Source organism: Vibrio sp. 10N.247.310.23, from assembly GCF_041467155.1.
GTDB classification, from domain to species: Bacteria; Pseudomonadota; Gammaproteobacteria; order Enterobacterales; family Vibrionaceae; genus Vibrio; species Vibrio crassostreae_C.
This window is the reverse complement of sequence record NZ_JBFSTZ010000005.1, coordinates 52,088-69,023: the sequence shown is the minus strand read 5'-3', so window position 1 is coordinate 69,023 and position 16,936 is coordinate 52,088. Positions and strand designations below refer to the sequence as shown.

General features: G+C 45.6%; 12 protein-coding genes. 5 read left to right on the top strand and 7 right to left on the bottom strand.

Features of this window, described 5'->3' with window-relative positions:
* Position 1 precedes the first annotated feature (1 nt).
* The 6 genes from ygjJ to ebgR form a co-directional block, all read right to left on the bottom strand.
* On the bottom strand, positions 2 to 1,066 hold the full coding sequence (ygjJ, locus tag AB6D93_RS05265; RefSeq protein ID WP_004734431.1) for a protein YgjJ: 1,065 nt from the start codon (positions 1,064 to 1,066) through the stop codon (positions 2 to 4).
* 406 nt (positions 1,067 to 1,472) lie between these two features.
* A complete protein-coding gene (locus AB6D93_RS05260; protein WP_102331954.1) occupies positions 1,473 to 2,906 on the bottom strand; it encodes an amino acid permease in 1,434 nt (477 codons plus the stop codon).
* Positions 2,907 to 3,480: 574 nt separating this feature from the next.
* Complete coding sequence (locus AB6D93_RS05255; protein WP_017063320.1) at positions 3,481 to 4,905, bottom strand: amino acid permease; 1,425 nt, start codon at positions 4,903 to 4,905, stop codon at positions 3,481 to 3,483.
* 142 nt (positions 4,906 to 5,047) lie between these two features.
* Positions 5,048 to 5,500 carry a beta-galactosidase subunit beta gene (locus tag AB6D93_RS05250; RefSeq protein WP_017066026.1) on the bottom strand — a complete coding sequence of 151 codons (453 nt, stop codon included), beginning with the start codon at positions 5,498 to 5,500 and terminating at the stop codon, positions 5,048 to 5,050.
* Positions 5,501 to 5,503: 3 nt separating this feature from the next.
* Entirely contained in the window at positions 5,504 to 8,635 is a 3,132-nt protein-coding gene (ebgA, locus tag AB6D93_RS05245; protein ID WP_102331955.1) for a beta-galactosidase subunit alpha, read from the bottom strand.
* Between the two features lie 324 nt (positions 8,636 to 8,959).
* Complete coding sequence (ebgR, locus tag AB6D93_RS05240; RefSeq protein WP_017069515.1) at positions 8,960 to 9,943, bottom strand: transcriptional regulator EbgR; 984 nt, start codon at positions 9,941 to 9,943, stop codon at positions 8,960 to 8,962.
* Positions 9,944 to 10,336: 393 nt separating this feature from the next.
* Between ebgR and galE the strand changes: the two genes are divergently transcribed.
* From galE to galM, 4 genes are all read left to right on the top strand, one after another.
* Entirely contained in the window at positions 10,337 to 11,347 is a 1,011-nt protein-coding gene (gene galE / locus AB6D93_RS05235; protein WP_017070355.1) for a UDP-glucose 4-epimerase GalE, read from the top strand.
* A gap of 228 nt (positions 11,348 to 11,575) precedes the next feature.
* The gene (locus tag AB6D93_RS05230; RefSeq protein ID WP_017060800.1) at positions 11,576 to 12,631 is read left to right on the top strand and encodes a UDP-glucose--hexose-1-phosphate uridylyltransferase; all 1,056 of its coding nucleotides are present in this window, start codon (positions 11,576 to 11,578) and stop codon (positions 12,629 to 12,631) included.
* Positions 12,632 to 12,822: 191 nt separating this feature from the next.
* Positions 12,823 to 13,983, top strand: a complete 1,161-nt coding sequence (gene galK, locus AB6D93_RS05225; protein ID WP_048612261.1) for a galactokinase — start codon at positions 12,823 to 12,825, stop codon at positions 13,981 to 13,983.
* A gap of 111 nt (positions 13,984 to 14,094) precedes the next feature.
* The gene (gene galM / locus AB6D93_RS05220) at positions 14,095 to 15,174 is read left to right on the top strand and encodes a galactose-1-epimerase (RefSeq protein ID WP_017063325.1); all 1,080 of its coding nucleotides are present in this window, start codon (positions 14,095 to 14,097) and stop codon (positions 15,172 to 15,174) included.
* 219 nt (positions 15,175 to 15,393) lie between these two features.
* Here the strand turns inward: galM and AB6D93_RS05215 are convergent, their stop codons facing one another.
* The gene (locus tag AB6D93_RS05215; protein WP_017060797.1) at positions 15,394 to 16,392 is read right to left on the bottom strand and encodes a substrate-binding domain-containing protein; all 999 of its coding nucleotides are present in this window, start codon (positions 16,390 to 16,392) and stop codon (positions 15,394 to 15,396) included.
* A gap of 197 nt (positions 16,393 to 16,589) precedes the next feature.
* On the opposite strand from AB6D93_RS05215, the gene AB6D93_RS05210 reads away from it, so the two are divergent.
* A complete protein-coding gene (locus AB6D93_RS05210; protein ID WP_017060796.1) occupies positions 16,590 to 16,922 on the top strand; it encodes a tRNA-binding protein in 333 nt (110 codons plus the stop codon).
* Positions 16,923 to 16,936: the final 14 nt, after the last annotated feature.

The following is a 16,936-nucleotide window of genomic DNA, read 5'->3' as shown; positions in this document are numbered from 1 at the left end:
ATTACCAGTAGAAGTATTGCATTGCGAACACCTGAGCGTCGCCGATTTCAGTGTCGCTGCCTACGCCAAAGCGGCTATCGAAAGCAGTCGCAAACGCGCCGTTGCCGTATTCATACCAAACGCCAGCATTGATGTAAGAGGTGATTTCTTTGTCGCCATTGTCACCGTCAAAGTTTGCGTAGTTGTAGGCTGCAGATAGGTAAACGCCTTGTGCCGCTTCGTACCATGCACTGGTTTGAATACCAGACTCGCTACCGAAAGACTCTTGGTTGCCTTTATCTGTATCGTGCCAAACACGAGTGGCGAAGTTTTTGTACTCAGCACCCAATAGCAATAGTTCACCACCATCGTTGTTACGAACTTCACCACCACCCATTAGGGTTAAGTCGTCGGTCAGATCGTATTGAAGGTAACCATTGACCATGGCGTTCTTATCTTTCCATTGGTCTGCGAAGCTGTCGTATTTACCGAAGTGAACAAGAGCATCGTCTTCCGAGAAGTCAGACTCTGGCGCGAAAGAAACGCTGTAGCGAAGCTTGCCTTCTAGGTTTTGAATCTTCACACCAAGGTGCACGTCTCGCGTGTTTGAGATCGCGTAGCCGTATTCAACCGTAGGGTCACCCCACCATTGAACGTCATCTAATGAAGAGTCCATACGACCAATCATGAATTCTGTTTTGTTATCTGTGCGGTAGCCAGCGTAAAAGCGGTTGAAACCACCTTCAAAACCGCCCCAGCCGTGGCCCGTTGCCCAAGCATTGCCTTCGTCATCGGCTTGTACTGTCCAGCCCTCCATATAAGCAAGACCAAACCAATTACCGTGCTCGATAGCCAAGCCAGCTTCAATGTAAGTACCGTCTGCGTAGCGGCCTTTATCATCACCTTCGAGTGCCACGTGACCACCAAGGCCAAGCTCACCATAAAAGTTAAATAGGGTTTCAGTTTCTGTCTGAGGAGGCTGAGTATCACTGTGGTTTGCTGCGGACTCTTCCGCGTGGGCAGTGGTACTTAAGGCAGCAAGAATACAGCTTGTAATAAGAGTGTTTTTAGTAAAACTACTTTTCATTTTAATCACTTCTGTGTCGGGGTTATAAATGAAGGTTCGCAAGCAGTTCTGACTTCTAATATGGGGTGCTCTTCAAGGCGTATTGGTCAGGTTACTTACGATCGCAAAACCAATATTAATGATAATTTTGATGTTTAAAATTAATTAAGTTTAAAAGTGTGATCTATTTTTAGTAAATATTTACTTTGTTTTTATTTTGACTTTCAGTTGAATTTGCAGAGGTATGGCTAGGGTTGTAAGTATTCGGGAGGTGAATTGTTTGATGGGTGGTTAGATTGTTGGTTCGAATGTTTTGATTCTTGAATGGCTTTGATTTAATCGAGATGGTTAGTGGAAATGTACCGACAAATAAAAAGGCACTCACCAAATGTGAGTGCCTGAAGTTTAAGTCAGAGTGCAGGGTAAACTAAGCGTTCGCCGGTTCAGGTTTTGCTTCTAGTTTTTTCTCTTCTGGAGATAAGCTTTTTTCATATTTTCCGTACTTCCACCACGCGTAGCCAAGGAAGATAACAATCCCGCCCACGTTGTAGAAGATGATGGTCATGATGTCAGCACCTGTTGGGAAGGTTGACGCAAAGAAGCCAACAGTGAAAATGCCGATCAGAATCGAGACCACGGTAATGCCTGTCATACGTGAGCCCATTCTGAAATCACGAGGTAAGTGATCCAACTTCAAACGTAAATTAAGGTACGCGATCATGATGAATAGCGGTGGCAACATCGATGCTGCAGCTGTCATGTTGATGATGGTGCTCATCAAGTCTTGCACTGTGTCAGACGCCAACGTTGGGATGAACATCAGTGGAATCACGATGAAGAACTGAACCCATGCCGCACGCTCTGGAACGCCTTGTTTGTTTAGAGCGACCGTTTTCTCACCGAAGATACCTTTAGGGATTTCAGAGAAGAAAATCTTAACGGGTGTTGCCGTCCACATCAGCAGAGAGCCCAGCATCGCCGTGAATGAAACCACACCAACGAAACGGTTCATCAAGATTTCAGACAGGCCAAAGTGTCTTGCTAGCCCTTCAAATACCTGAACTGAGCCGCCTGTGAATTTAAGCTCTTCACGCGAAACAAACACGTTTGCTAACACAGATCCTACCGAGTAAAGCGCACCGATGAAGATACCGGCAATGATGATGACTTTAACGAAAGACTTGTGACCGCCTTTGATGTCGTTAACGTAAACCGCGACCGATTCTGCACCGCCTGCCGCCATGAAGATCCAAGTGATTACGCCAAGGAATGCCCAGTTGAAGCTTGGTGTCATGGCTTCGATGGTGATTGGGTCAGCTGGCTCGATACCGCCTACCAAAGCCCCGCCAGATAGCAAGATGTAAGACATCGTTAGCAGCAGCATCAGTGATGATGTTAGTGAGGTGATAGGGCCCAGTAATTTTGCGCCGTTATTCGAGATATGAGTCGCGACCGCAAACAAAATGGTACTCAGAATCGCGGTGGTCATTGGCGTGAATATGTACTCGAAACCTAAGAACGCATACGACGCATAAGCGATGATTCTAGGCAGCAGAGAGGTGAAGAAGAACAGGTTAACAAACCAGTAGGTGTAAGCTGAAATAAACGCCCAGCGACCGCCTAGAGAGCTTTTAACCCAAGAGTAAACACCCGCTTCAGAGTCTTTATTCAGTGACACAAACTCTGCAACGATCAAACAAAATGGCACAAAGTAAAAGATGGTTGCTAGAAAGAACATCGGAGCCGAGGAAAGGCCGATCTCGATGTTGTTATTAATGATGTTATTGAAGCTGTATACCGCCGCGAAGGTCATAGACAGTAGGGCAAATTTGCCTATCGTACTGCGTTTATTTTCGGACATGATGTTCTCCGGTGAATCACGTTGATGATCGTTATAACTTGGTCCTAGAGAGGGAAGCTCTAGGCCGCACTTTTATTGTTATGTTGGTTTGGCAAACACCCGCTTTGTTTTGTCAGGGTTGGCTCATTGTTGTTTTTATAGATTTACGATCGGACTTCTTTGGGATTTTTTTCTTTGGTATTTCAGTAAACTTATTACCAAAACAAAGAGTTAAAGATTAAGAAGTTCATTGAAGAGATTGCTTGTTTCATGAGCGACGATTTATAAGGCGTGTAGGGGCTTTTTTGTCGCTTTCTTTATATGAATCAGTTTGTCTCTTCAGCAAGAAGATTAAAGATTAAGCGGCGGGAAGTTAATCGAAATTGATCAAATATGTGACCTTGAGTAAATAAATTTAGTTAATGTTTTACCTTGGTTTTTATTTGAGTTTTATTACCTATTAATTGGTGTTTTTCGTGAACTGAAACCTTGACGGAACGCCGTTTTTATTTTTGGGTTTTTTATTTTAATTGTCTGATTTAAAACAAAAAAAGCGCCAATTAAGGCGCTTTTAACTAGATGTATAGATTCTGGATTACGACTGCTTAGCCGTTTCTAGCTTTGCTTCTTTACCTGCTTGCTTCTTTTCAAAGCGAGAGATCCACCACCATGCGATACCAGAGAATACCGCTGTCATGAAGACGTTGATGAAGAAGGCTTGAACAAGGTCAACACCTGTCGGGAATGCCGATGCTGTCATGCTCACAATGAAGATACCAATCAGTACCGATACTACTGCCATACCTTGAACTCGAGTACCCATGCGGAAATCACGCGGTGTGTCGTCGTGTTTCAAGCGGAATACAAAGTAGGCCACCATGATGAAGATTGGCGGTAGCATTGCGGTACCTGCTGTTAGATTGATTGCTGTATTCATCATGTCTTGTACAGATTCAGAGCCGAAGCCGTTCACCACAAGCATCACGAATACAAACGCGAACTGCCACCAAGCTGCACGTACTGGCACGCCGTGTTCGTTAAGCTCTGTTGTCTTCTCGCCGTAAACACCTTTAGGGATTTCAGAGAAGTGAATTTTTACTGGAGCTGCTGTCCACATCATCATCGAACCGAACATAGCAACGAATAGGATAATACCGACGAAGCGACCCGTTAGAGATTGTGAAATGTCGAAGTAGTTCGCCATACCTGTGAAGATTTCAACCATGCCGCCAGCGTAGGTCAGTTCATCACGAGCAACGAATACGTTTACTAGAAGAGAGCCCACTGCGTACATTGCGCCGATTGCGATACCTGCACCAATGATAACCTTGATGAAAGACTTGTGACCGCCCTTAACATCGTTTAGGTAAGCGGCTGCGGTTTCTGCACCACCGGCTGCTTGGAAGATCCAACACATGATACCTAGCGTTGCCCAGTTGATGGTCGGTGTCATTGCTTCAAGCGTGATTGGTTCTACTGGCTCATGGTTGCCGCCCAGTGCCATTAGTGCACCGATAACGTAGATTGCAAACAGAGCGAATACACCGTAGGCCACGATCTCGGCAATCTTACCTAGCCAGCTCGCGCCTTTGGTTGAGATGTGAGTTGCTGCAGCAAACAGAGCAATCGAGATAGCCGATGTGACGACTGGCGAGAAGGCGTATTCATAGCCCAACATCGCGTAAGACGCATAGGCGATTACGTTTGGTAGCAGGGATACAAACCAGAAAAGGTTTACGAACCAGTATAGGAAGGAACCTAGGTAGGCTGCTTTTGAGCCTAGTGGTTTTTTTAGCCAGTCATACATGCCTGACTCAGAATTTTTATTTGCTGATACGAATTCAGCAATGATGAACACGAACGGAATGAAGTAAATAAGGGTCGCGAGCAAAAAGATAGGGGCTGAACTCAATCCCAATTCGATGTTGTTGTTTACAATGTTGCGAACGTTAAATACCGCTGCAAATGTCATGGAGAGTAGGGCAAATTTGCCTAACTTACCGCGTACAGATTCAGACATAGTGTCCTCCGAGGAATCACGTAATTATAGTCGTTATTTCTCAATGCTTCCTTGTAGGGAGGAAGCATTGAGGCTTTGTTCAGCATGTTGGAGCCTTGAACGGCAAGGCTCGATACATACTGTGAATAGATAGCGTTATTGTTTATTTATTGAGGAAGTAACCGTCTTCAATGGTCACTTTCAGTACCACTTTTCGAACTCGGTTATCACCGTGGAAACGGTAAGCCTGATTGTTGTCAAAGATCGCCACTTGGCCTTCAGCTAGCTCACGAGTTTCACCGTTCCCCATTAGGTGTTCGCGGTCGGTTTCATCGCTATAAGCTTGGATCTGCTCTAGCTCTGATTTCGCTGCGAATTCAACCGTTTCACGGCCTTCTAGGTAGTAGTGCACGTCGAAGTAACGACGATTACCGGTGAAGTTTTCTGTGTTACGAGCCACACCGTCTTCAATCATGTAAGCCAGTGAATCACCAATTGAATACATCACGCCATCTTTGATGTTTCCGATGTTTTCAATCGCTTCTACACAGCGTTGCCATTTACGACCATCGCGGTAGACGACTTTAAATTGTTCTAAGTTCTCTAAAACGATCATCGCTTATGCCTCGTTCAGTTGTGGTTGAGCTTTTGGTGCATTCACCGTAAAAAACTCATCGCCAAAGTTGTGATTGATTAGGTGCTGCGCATCGCAATCGCCTGCTTGGAATGGAATCAGAGTTAAACCGTAGCGGAACTCGTCCATGTAAACGCGGTAAGAATCGAGCACTTCGCTGCCCCAAGAGTTAGAGCCTAAGCCCATCACTTGGTGATCTAGGTTTAACGTGATGTAACCGCTTTTCTCTAGCTCAATGGTGTGTTGTGCTTGGTGCAGGTTTTGGTTGGTGTAGAACCATGCGCTGAAGTTGATTTCTTGCTGTGGTTTTACTGCAATACCATTACCCGCGCGGCTTGAAAGCGCAGCCCAACGAACGTGTTGGCGGTTGCCGTTGTTCTGTGGGAACGGGTAGTTCTCGAACATGTCTGCAACGGTTGATTGGTACACATCAATCATGTTGGCTTGCTTGCTGTCTTGGTAGTTCTCTTCAGGGCCGCGTCCGTAATATTGGACTTGGTCGAAGTCGCCGTTGATGCCCATATCAAAACCAATCACAGGAATTACATGAGGGTACTCACCGTAACGTTCGCCGCTTAGCTCAACGTTCAATTGGCCTTCAGCATTAACTTGGTAGCGATATTCACAACGCATGCCGAAATCGAATACTGGTGGAGCAATGATGCTGGTGGTGGTGATCTCTACCTTGCCATTTACCTGTTCAACGTTAACGCATTCAAGGTCAATGCTACGGAAGTGCTCCTGCATAATTTGCAAGTGTGCAGGCTCCCAGTAACCATCGTGCTCTTGTTTATGGTTATCGATCATTGGCTTGAAGAAGTTGATTCGTGGTTCTGACTTAATCATCTCTTCGCCATTGACCAACCATGACGTCAGCTTGCCGTTCACTTTCGAGAAGTTCAGTGCGAAGTTGTGGCCTTTGATTAGGTAAGCTAAACGAGACTCTTCCACATTCAGTGCTGTCGCATTGTTGTTAGTGAAGGCTTCTAGCTGTGCTGTGTTCTCTTTCACTTGGAATTGATACACCGCGATGTCGTGGTTCGCTTCGCTGTAAGGCGTACGAGAATCCTTGCGCACGGTAAAGTTCACAAACACTTCGCGCTCATCAAGTTGTGGCAAGTTAAGTGTCAGTTCACGGCTCGAGTTTTCTGCCAGTTCTTCAATCTTGATGTGTTGCACAGCAATGGTTTCACCTTCAGCACGGATTTCCGCAGTGATGGTGTAGTCATCGATGTTTGAGAACCAAAGTTTGTTGTCTACCGTGAAGATGCCCGTTTGTGCATCGAAATCGCGAAGCTTCACTGGGGCAATCACTTGCTTGTACTCTTTCAAGCCAGGGCCTGGCGTTTGGTCTGGGTAGATCAAACCGTCCATGCAGAAGTTGTAGTTGTTCGGGTAGTCACCGTAGTCACCGCCGTATTTGTAGAACTCTGTGCCTGCTTCATCACGCGCTAGAATGCCGTGGTCACACCATTCCCAAACATAGTGACCTTGAATTGCGTCATGCTTGTAGAACACGTTTTGGTATTCAGTTAAACCACCCGGGCCGTTACCCATTGCGTGTGCGTATTCGCAGATGATGCGTGGTTTTTCGTGTGGGAATTCACCGAAGGCATTCATCAGTTGAGCACGTGAGTACATGGTTGAAATGATGTCGACTACTTCAGCATCACGGTCTTCTTCATAATGAACCAGGCGCGTGTCATCAATTGCTTTTGCTGCATCGTACATAGAGCGGATGTTGCAACCGTAACCAGACTCGTTACCTAGCGACCACATGATGATAGAAGGGTGGTTCTTCTGAGCGTGGATATGACGTTCGATACGTTCAACAAACACCGCTTCCCATGCGGCATCGTTAGTGATGCGGCTTAGGTCGCCAACGTTAGCAAAGCCGTGAGTTTCAACATCGGTTTCGCCCATCACGAATAGGCCGTAGATGTCACACAATTCGTAGAAGCGTGGGTCGTTCGGGTAGTGCGCTGTACGTACTGAGTTGATGTTGTGTTGCTTCATCAGTACTAAGTCTTTTTCTACGCGATCCATGCCCACAGCACGACCTTTCAGGTGGTCGTTGTCGTGACGGTTCACACCGTGCAACATCACGTACTTGTTGTTGATGTAGAACAGACCATCGCGAACTTTAATATCACGGAAACCAACGCGTTGTGGAATCACTTCCAACACCTTGCCGTCAGCGTCTTTCAGCGTAAGCAACAGTTGGTATAGGTAAGGGTTTTCAGCGTTCCATTGAACAGGGTTCACGACATCGATAGAGAATTGAGTATCTACATTGCCACCAGTCTTATGATTAGGGACGGCTAAGCTATCTACAGAGCCTTGCGAGATAACTTGGCTGCCATCAAGCAATGCGTACTCAAGGGTTGCGTTTACCGCTGCTGCTAGGTTTTCTAGTTCCACTTTGCACGACAGAGTAGCGCTTTGGTAAGCGTCGTCGAAGTCAGTGCGAACGGTAACGTCTTGAACGTGCAGCTGTTCTTTACCTACTAGGTAAACGTCACGGAAGATACCGCCCGTCCACCACATGTCTTGGTCTTCAATGTAGGTTGAATCGGCCCACTGCATCACACGAATAGAAAGTAGGTTGTTGCCTGCTTTTACATGGTTAGAGATATCGAATTCAGCGGTGAGGCGGCTGCCTTTGCTGAAACCGACGTATTCGCCGTTTACGTAAACTTCGAAATAAGTTTCAACGCCATCAAATTTGATGATTGTTTGCTTCTCGTCCCAGCTTTCGCCAAGGAAGAAAGAGCGTTGGTATGCACCGGTTGGGTTGTCTGATGGTACGAAAGGCACATCAATTGGGAATGGGAAACCTTCATCTGTGTATTGAAGATCGCCGTGGCCTTCCATTTGCCACATGTTTGGAACCGTGATGTTTCCCCAGTCGCTCATTTCCTGAGAATAGAACTCTTCAGGAACCAATAGCGGATTGGTGAAATAGCTGAAATTCCATTGGCCACTCAATAGTTGGAAGTGGCTGCTCAGTTCACGCTGAAACGTTTTTGCATTTTTTTCTGATGCGTACGAGAAGAAGTATGCACGCGGTGCCATACGGTTCTCATGTAAGTTCAGGAAGTTTTCCCAGTTGTTCACGTTGCCTCTCTCTCGGTCTAAATGCAGTTTGCTGACCGACGTTCTTATGCGTAATTGGGTCGTAGTGAATACGAGTATTTTTGGACTGAGGTAATTATTAGTAAAAGTTTTACTAAATGAAATTGGTGAAAACGTTTTACTTTAACTTCATCACGTTTTTTATGGTCTTTTTACGGTGCTGTGTGATCCACTTAAAAGAATGCTATTGGCTGTTTTATGCAGCAGGTTAAAGAGGGGGACATGTGTCGATTGATGTATGTGACGGGCACAAAAAAGGCCACCTTCAACAAAGGTAGCCTTAATTTATCTATTTGATATATTTAATTATTTTGTTGTATCGCGCAGCTTGAGTTTGCTTGGTACATAGACGCGTAGTGGGATGGTTCGGCCGTCGCGTACTTTCTCAATCAGCAGATTAACGCCTTGAATTCCCATCAATTCAGAGTGAATACGAACAGTTGATAAAGATGGGAAGGTAAATTTAGCTGTTGGGATGTCGTTTACACTGATCAGCGCAATATCTTCAGGGATGTTTAATCCGTGCTCATGAACTGCTCGTAAAACGCCAATTGCGATGGAATCTGACGCAATAAACATGGCTTTAGGGTAGTCGCCCGTCGCGAGCATCTGTTTTGCAAGCTTGTAACCTGATGAGCTAGAGAAGTCACCACGGTAGATGTCTTGCTCACTGACAACGTTCTTGAGGCCACCATATTCAGCAAAAGCGACTTCACGAATATCAGGGGTATTGACGTCGTCTTGGCCACCAATAAAGCCGATGCGCTCATAGCCTTGGTTGATAAAGAAGTTGGTGATCTCTTTGCTGATCAAAGCCAGGTCGATATCGACAGAGTCATAAGGTTCTGAGTGATCGGTAAAATCGACATAACAGATATTATCGCTCAGCTTTTTAGCTTGCTCGATAACCTCTGGTGTCATTCTACCCACCAACAAAACACCTGTGATTGGTGCTGAATTGATCTGTATTTTACTTTCATAACAGTTGGTTAGCTTAACTTCCATCTTTTCACATTGGGTTTCAATCCCGTGGCGAATCGATAGATAGTAAGGGTCGTTAACTTCCGCTTCTTGCTTGTAGTTATACAGTGCTAGGAAGTGATGGTTTTGTTTTTTACTGCTAACGGTTTTTCGTGAGCTGCTGGTTTTGTATTCCAACTTCTCTGCAATTTCAAAGATACGCCTTTTGGTCTCTTCCTTGACGCTTAATGTTGGATCTTCATTGAGAACCCTTGAAACTGTAGCCAATGATACATTCGCTTCAGTCGCGATATCTTTTAACGTTGCCATACTCACTTCCTGTTATTGGAACATTGCGCTGCTTTGAAATTGGTATTTAGTAAAAAAGCAATGCACCTCTTTATTCTACAGACCTATTGTAATCAAACTGGACGTCATTGCATTAACTTTTAGTAAAATAAATGCTCAACTCATCTGTGATGTCTCAAATCTAACTATCTATAATTATCTTATTAAAATTCAATAAATTAGAGGTTAACAGCTATACATTTCCTCTATGTCATGATCAGTACGAATGATGAAAGTTAGTGTAAACGTTTACACTTCGTGGTTTTGATCACAGAATTATAGTCAAAATGGCTGCTACTATTTCTGACATACGGTGCTACTGAGCTGAATGTCAGTTCGAGTTAGCCCACGAATGACGACAAAGAGAGGTTGATTGTGAAAGTACTGGTTACGGGCGGCATGGGTTACATCGGAAGTCATACATGCATTCAAATGATACAGGCAGGTATGGAGCCGATCATTGTTGATAACCTTTGCAACAGCAAAGAGCTAGTGCTGGAACGAATCGAGTCGTTAACTGGCAAGCGCCCAACGTTTTATCTTGGCGACATTCGTGACCAATCTTTTCTAGATAGCGTGTTTTCAGAAAACGATATCCAAGCGGTGATTCACTTTGCTGGCCTGAAAGCGGTAGGGGAGTCGGTGGCTAAGCCTTTGGAGTACTACGATAACAACGTTAATGGTTCACTAGTGTTAGCTCGCAGCATGAAGAAAGCGGGCGTGAAAAGCATCGTATTTAGTTCTTCGGCTACCGTTTACGGTGATCCAGAAGTAGTGCCGATTACTGAAACTTCACCAACTGGCGCGACAACTAACCCTTATGGTCGCAGCAAATATATGGTGGAAGAGTGCTTGAGCGATCTGTTCAACGCGGAGAACGACTGGAGCGTCACTTTACTGCGTTACTTCAATCCAGTTGGCGCACATCCATCGGGCACTATGGGTGAAGACCCACAAGGTATCCCAAATAATTTAATGCCGTTTATTGCTCAAGTAGCGGTAGGTCGCCGTGAAAAACTGGCTGTTTTTGGAAACGATTACCCAACAGTCGATGGCACAGGCGTTCGTGACTATATTCATGTAATGGATTTGGCTGATGGCCACGTAGCAGCACTAAAAGTGGTTGGCGAGAAAGCGGGCTTACACATTTACAACCTAGGTACGGGCAAAGGCTCAAGTGTACTCGAGATGGTTGAAGCCTTCGCACAAGCATCGGGCAAACCGGTTCCTTATGAACTTTGCCCACGCCGCGCAGGTGACATTGCCGAATGTTGGGCAAGTACTGAAAAAGCAGAGCGCGAGCTTGGCTGGAAGGCGACGCGTAGCGTGATGGAGATGACGGCGGATACATGGAATTGGCAGTCGAATAACCCACAAGGTTACTAAAGAACTTTTAAGCTATTGAAAAAATAGAGATTCCAGATATCTCGTACCTTTATTCTGGAATGACGGATGAGCATAAGGCTATGAAGTGGTGGCCTTTGCACAAATAGCACAACGAGATTACACGTCATTCCCTACAGCGAGGCACGAGCGTGATAGGGAATCTCCTTGTAGAAGAATTATTCATCTTGGTGAATTGACCAAGACACAAAATTTGAGAGCAATCTAAACATGTCAAAAGTTGAATTTAACCCAGTAGACCACCCGCATCGTCGTTATAACCCATTAACGGGTCAGTGGATCTTAGTATCACCGCACCGAGCAAAACGTCCTTGGAGTGGCCAAGATGAAAAACCATCGACTGCGCAGCTTCCTGCGTATGAGAAAGAGTGTTTCTTGTGCCCAACCAATACGCGTATCTCGGGCGACGAAAACCCAGATTACGACGGCACTTATGTATTCAGTAATGACTTCGCGGCGTTGATGCCTGATTCACCTGACGCTCCAGAGTCTGATAACCCTCTATTCAAGACTCAAGGTGTTCGCGGGTTGAGCCGCGTGATCTGTTTTTCTCCGGACCACAGCAAAACGCTGCCAGAGTTACCAGTAAACAAGATTCGCGGTGTTATCGACACATGGAATGAACAGATTGAAGAGCTAGGTAAAGACTACCTATGGGTTCAAGCGTTTGAAAACAAAGGCGAGACCATGGGCTGTTCTCAGCCTCATCCGCACGGTCAGATATGGGCAAACAGCTTTTTGCCCAACGAGATTGAACGCAAAGAGAAATTGTTAAAAGAGTACTTCGAACAACAAGGTTCGAATCTTTTAGTGGATTACGTTGAAGCTGAAATGAAAGACGGCTCTCGCACTGTGGTTGAAACTGAACATTGGATTGCGGTGGTGCCTTACTGGGCGGCGTGGCCATTTGAAACCATGTTGCTACCAAAAACACACATTCGCCGTATGAGCGAACTGACTGACGAGCAGCGTGATGATTTAGCGCTTGCGATTAAGAAGCTGACCAGTCGTTACGACAACTTGTTCCAGTGTTCATTCCCTTACTCAATGGGCTGGCACTATGCACCGTTCTTCGAAGAAGGTACGGACATCGATCACTGGCAACTGCATGCGTTGTTCTACCCGCCGCTACTACGCAGCGCATCGGTTCGTAAGTTCATGGTGGGCTACGAAATGTTGGCTGAGTCTCAGCGTGATTTAACTGCAGAACAAGCCGCGCAACGTCTTCGTGATTTGAGTGACGTTCACTATAAAGAGCAGGAATAGCCTACTTCGTAGATAACGAGCGAGATTCCTGATATCTCGTCCCTCGATTCTGGAATGACGGCAGGTGAAAGGCTGATGTTGTCATTCCCTACCGTGAGAGACGAATGAGATAGGGAATCTAAAAGAATTAAAGTGGTGCCGTGAAGGGGCCATAGCCAATTGAACAAAGAGTTTAACCAGAGAGTTTACTTATGTCTGACCTAATCCAAAACGTGAAAGCATCTTTTGAGCAAGTCCTTGGTTACCAAGCGACTCATATTATCCAAGCACCAGGTCGTGTGAACCTGATCGGCGAGCACACTGACTACAACGATGGTTTTGTTCTACCGTGTGCCATTAACTACCAAACGGTAGTCGCCGCGGCTAAGCGTGACGACAACATTGTTCGCGTAGTATCAGTGGACTACGGTAATGCAGTCGATGAGTTCGATTTAACTCAAGAGATCACATTCCAACAAGACAAGATGTGGGCGAACTACATTCGTGGTGTGGTGAAGTGCTTAAAAGGTCGCGGCTTTGAATTTACAGGTGCAGACATCTCTGTAACGGGCAACGTGCCTCAAGGTGCAGGTTTAAGTTCTTCTGCGGCGCTGGAAGTGGTGATTGGTCAAACATTCAAGGTGCTTTATAACCTAGAGATCAGCCAAGCTGAAGTGGCGCTAAATGGTCAGCAGGCCGAAAACGAATTTGTGGGCTGTAACTGCGGCATCATGGACCAAATGATCTCTGCAGAAGGTCGCGCAAACCACGCGATGCTTTTGGATTGTCGTAGCCTAGAGACTCAAGCGGTTTCAATGCCAGAAGATATGGCTGTGGTTATCATTAACTCAAACAAGAAACGCGGCTTAGTCGACAGCGAATACAACACACGTCGTGAACAGTGTGAAGAAGCGGCGCGCATCTTTGGTGTTCCGGCACTTCGTGATGTGACCATTGAGCAGTTCAAAGCGAAAGAGTCTGAGTTAGATGAAATGGTCGCGAAACGTGCTCGTCACGTGATTACTGAAAATGACCGTACTGTTGAAGCGGCTCAAGCTCTGCGCACTCATGATATGAAACGCATGGGTGAGTTGATGGCTGAATCGCATGCATCAATGCGTGATGATTTTGAAATCACGGTGAAAGAAATCGATACGCTGGTTGATATGGTCAAAGAAGTGATCGGTGAGCAAGGTGGCGTGCGTATGACTGGCGGTGGTTTCGGTGGTTGTATTGTGGCATTGGTTCCACCTGCATTGGTTGATGAAATCAAAACAACCGTTGAACAGAAATATCAAGCGGCGACGGGTCTAAAAGAATCTATTTATGTGTGCCAAGCGAAAGACGGAGCAGGCTTAGTTGAAGTAATCTAACGGCTTCGAGACTTAATATAGAGCTTACCAAGTAAAAAGATCATGGTAGGCCAAATGCTAAAGCCTTTACTTCAGGTAGAGGCTTTTTACTGGCACTAGAAGGAATTTAGAATGACACAAGAGCAAAACCTGCATCAATCCATGGCGCAGACTCCAGCCTATGATGGCCAACCCGCTCAGTTAGTGACGCTATCAAATACGCATGGGATTCAAGTGACATTCATGGATATTGGTGCAACATGGTTGAGCTGTATCCTGCCAGTAAAGGGAAACAAAAGAGAAGTGTTGTTGGGTGTTAACTCAATGGAGAACTTCGATAAACAAGCCAGCTATATGGGCACAACCGTTGGCCGTTATGCTAACCGCATTGCTAATGGTCGTTTCAAAATTGATGGTCAGAATTACAAGCTGGAAACCAACCAAGCGGGCAATACCTTACATGGTGGCCCGAACGGATTTGATAAACGCCGTTGGAATATTGCCGAGCAAACCGAAACGTCAGTGGTGTTCAGTCTAGAGTCTGCTGATGGCGACCAAGGATTCCCGGGGAATTTGAATGTGTCGGTACGTTATGACATCACCGAAGACAATCGAGTGTCCATTAATTACTCTGCAACCACAGACAAGCCGACTGTAGTCAACCTAACGAATCATGCGTACTTCAATCTACTTGGCGCTGAAGCTGGACACGATTGTTTGTCACACATTGTCAGTATCAATGCTAATCAGTTCTTACCGACCAATTCGGTGGGTATTCCGTTAGGTAACCTTAAATCAGTGAAATCGACCAGCTTTGACTTCAATCAGCCTATGATGATCTCAGAGCGTTTGTTGGGCGATGAACAGCAGAAAGCAGCAAAGGGTTACGACCACTCTTTCTTATTGGCTGATGGCTGCAAACGCACTCAATGCGCCGCGACCGTAACCTCACCGGATGCACTCGTCACACTAAAAGTATTTTCAACCAAACCTGCGATGCAGCTATACACCGGAAACTGGCTTGGTGGCACACCAAACCGAAGTGGTGGCAGCTATGAAGACTACGCTGGTTTGGCGCTAGAAACCCAGTTCTTACCTGACTCTCCTAACCACCCAGAGTGGAAGCAGGACAGTTGTATTCTCAAGCCTGAACAAGAATATAACTACAGTACCTGTTACCAGTTTGAATTTTCGGGGGATTCTTCAAACTAGTACGCTCTAGCTCAAAGCGGTTACGTCAATATCTTTTGTTTGTGAATAGGACGATGTGAATTATCGCGTTGTTCTTGGGGGATGAGCAAAAGTGGCGCTCAACAAGAGTGCGGTTTATTAAGCGCGATTGTTGAGTATCTGAGTAAGGTAGGAAAGCCCTAACAGAAGCGATTCTGTTAGGGCTTTTTTTTGTTTATTGCTTGATGAGTCGACCAGAACCTAGACTTTCTCTACCGAATTACGGCGTACCAGAGTTGGAGAGAACATCATTGGTTCAGTTGAGGTGTTTTCACCTTTGGCTAAGTGCAACGCGAGTCGTGTCGCTTTCTCTGCCATCATCTGAATCGGGTAGCGAATAGTGGTGAGCTTTGGATGAACATAGCGGGCAATCAAACCATCATCGAAACCGATGATCGACATTTTGTCCGGCGCTTGAATACCGTTTTCATCAAGGACAGACAAAGCACCAGCTGCCATGTAATCGTTGTACGCCACAATGCCAGTGATTGGCAGTGATTTAGTCAGAAGGTTAGTCATGGCGTATTCGCCACCGTCACTAGTCGGCGCTGAGTATTCAATATAGCTGTCAGAGAGCGCTATTTTGTAATCTGAGAGTGCCGCTAAGTAACCTTGGATACGCTCATCGGCATCTTCAATGCTATGCGATGAGGCGATACAGGCAATGTTCTTATGGCCATGGCGGATCAGATATTCCGTCGCAAGATACGCACCTTTTTTGTTGTCTAAGAAAATACAGTGGTTGGCAATCTCAGCAATATAACGGTTGATCAGTACTAAGCCTTTGACCTCTTTTGCATAGGCAATCAGTTCTTCGTCGGTGAGGCCTTTAGAGTGGATCACCAGGGCGTCACAACGGCTGTTAATCAGCAATTCAATCGCTTGTCTCTCATCTTCACGATCGTGCGAGCCATTACCGACAAGGATATGTTTTCCGTTCTCACGAGCGACATTGTCGACAGCCTTAACCAGCGTGCCAAAAAAGGGATCGGAGATGTCACCGACCAATACACCAACAGTGTTCGTGCTTTGGCTTACCAGCGCTCGAGCATTGGCATTCGGTCGATAGCCAAGTTTAGACATCGCTTTAGTTACAGACTCTACCGAGCTTGCACTCGCCTTGGGAGACTTGTTGATCACTCGAGATACGGTTGCAACAGAAACACCAGCTTCCTTTGCTACATCTTTAATTGTTGCCATTTTTAACCTCTATACATTGCTTCATCTATTTAACACCGACAATGATAGTAAGGCAACGAAACTCTCATTTTACTTCCAGTAATGAGAACTTTACCGCTTGTAATTATTAGGCTTAATGCTAGTGTAAACATTTACATTTTACTTAATTTTAGTAAATGATTTAATGAGTGAAAATAAACCAATATAGGAAGTGAGAAATGGATACTGTCTCTTATGGTGACTTTGCTAAGTTAGAAATGCGTGTGGGTAAGATCATTGAGGTTGTGCGTCATGAAAACGCCGACAAGCTTTACATAGTGCAAGTGGATGTTGGTGACAAGACACTGCAAACGGTGACCAGCCTAGTCCCTTACTACACAGAAGAAGAGTTGATGGGTAAGCAGGTTGTTGTTTTGTGCAATCTAGCGAAGGCGAAGATGAGAGGCCACACTTCTGAGTGCATGTTGCTTTGTGCAGAAACGGAAGATGAATCTGAAAGTGTATTGCTAACACCTGAACGTGCGATGCCAGCAGGTATTCGTGTCGTTTAAGCTCACTTTAGGTT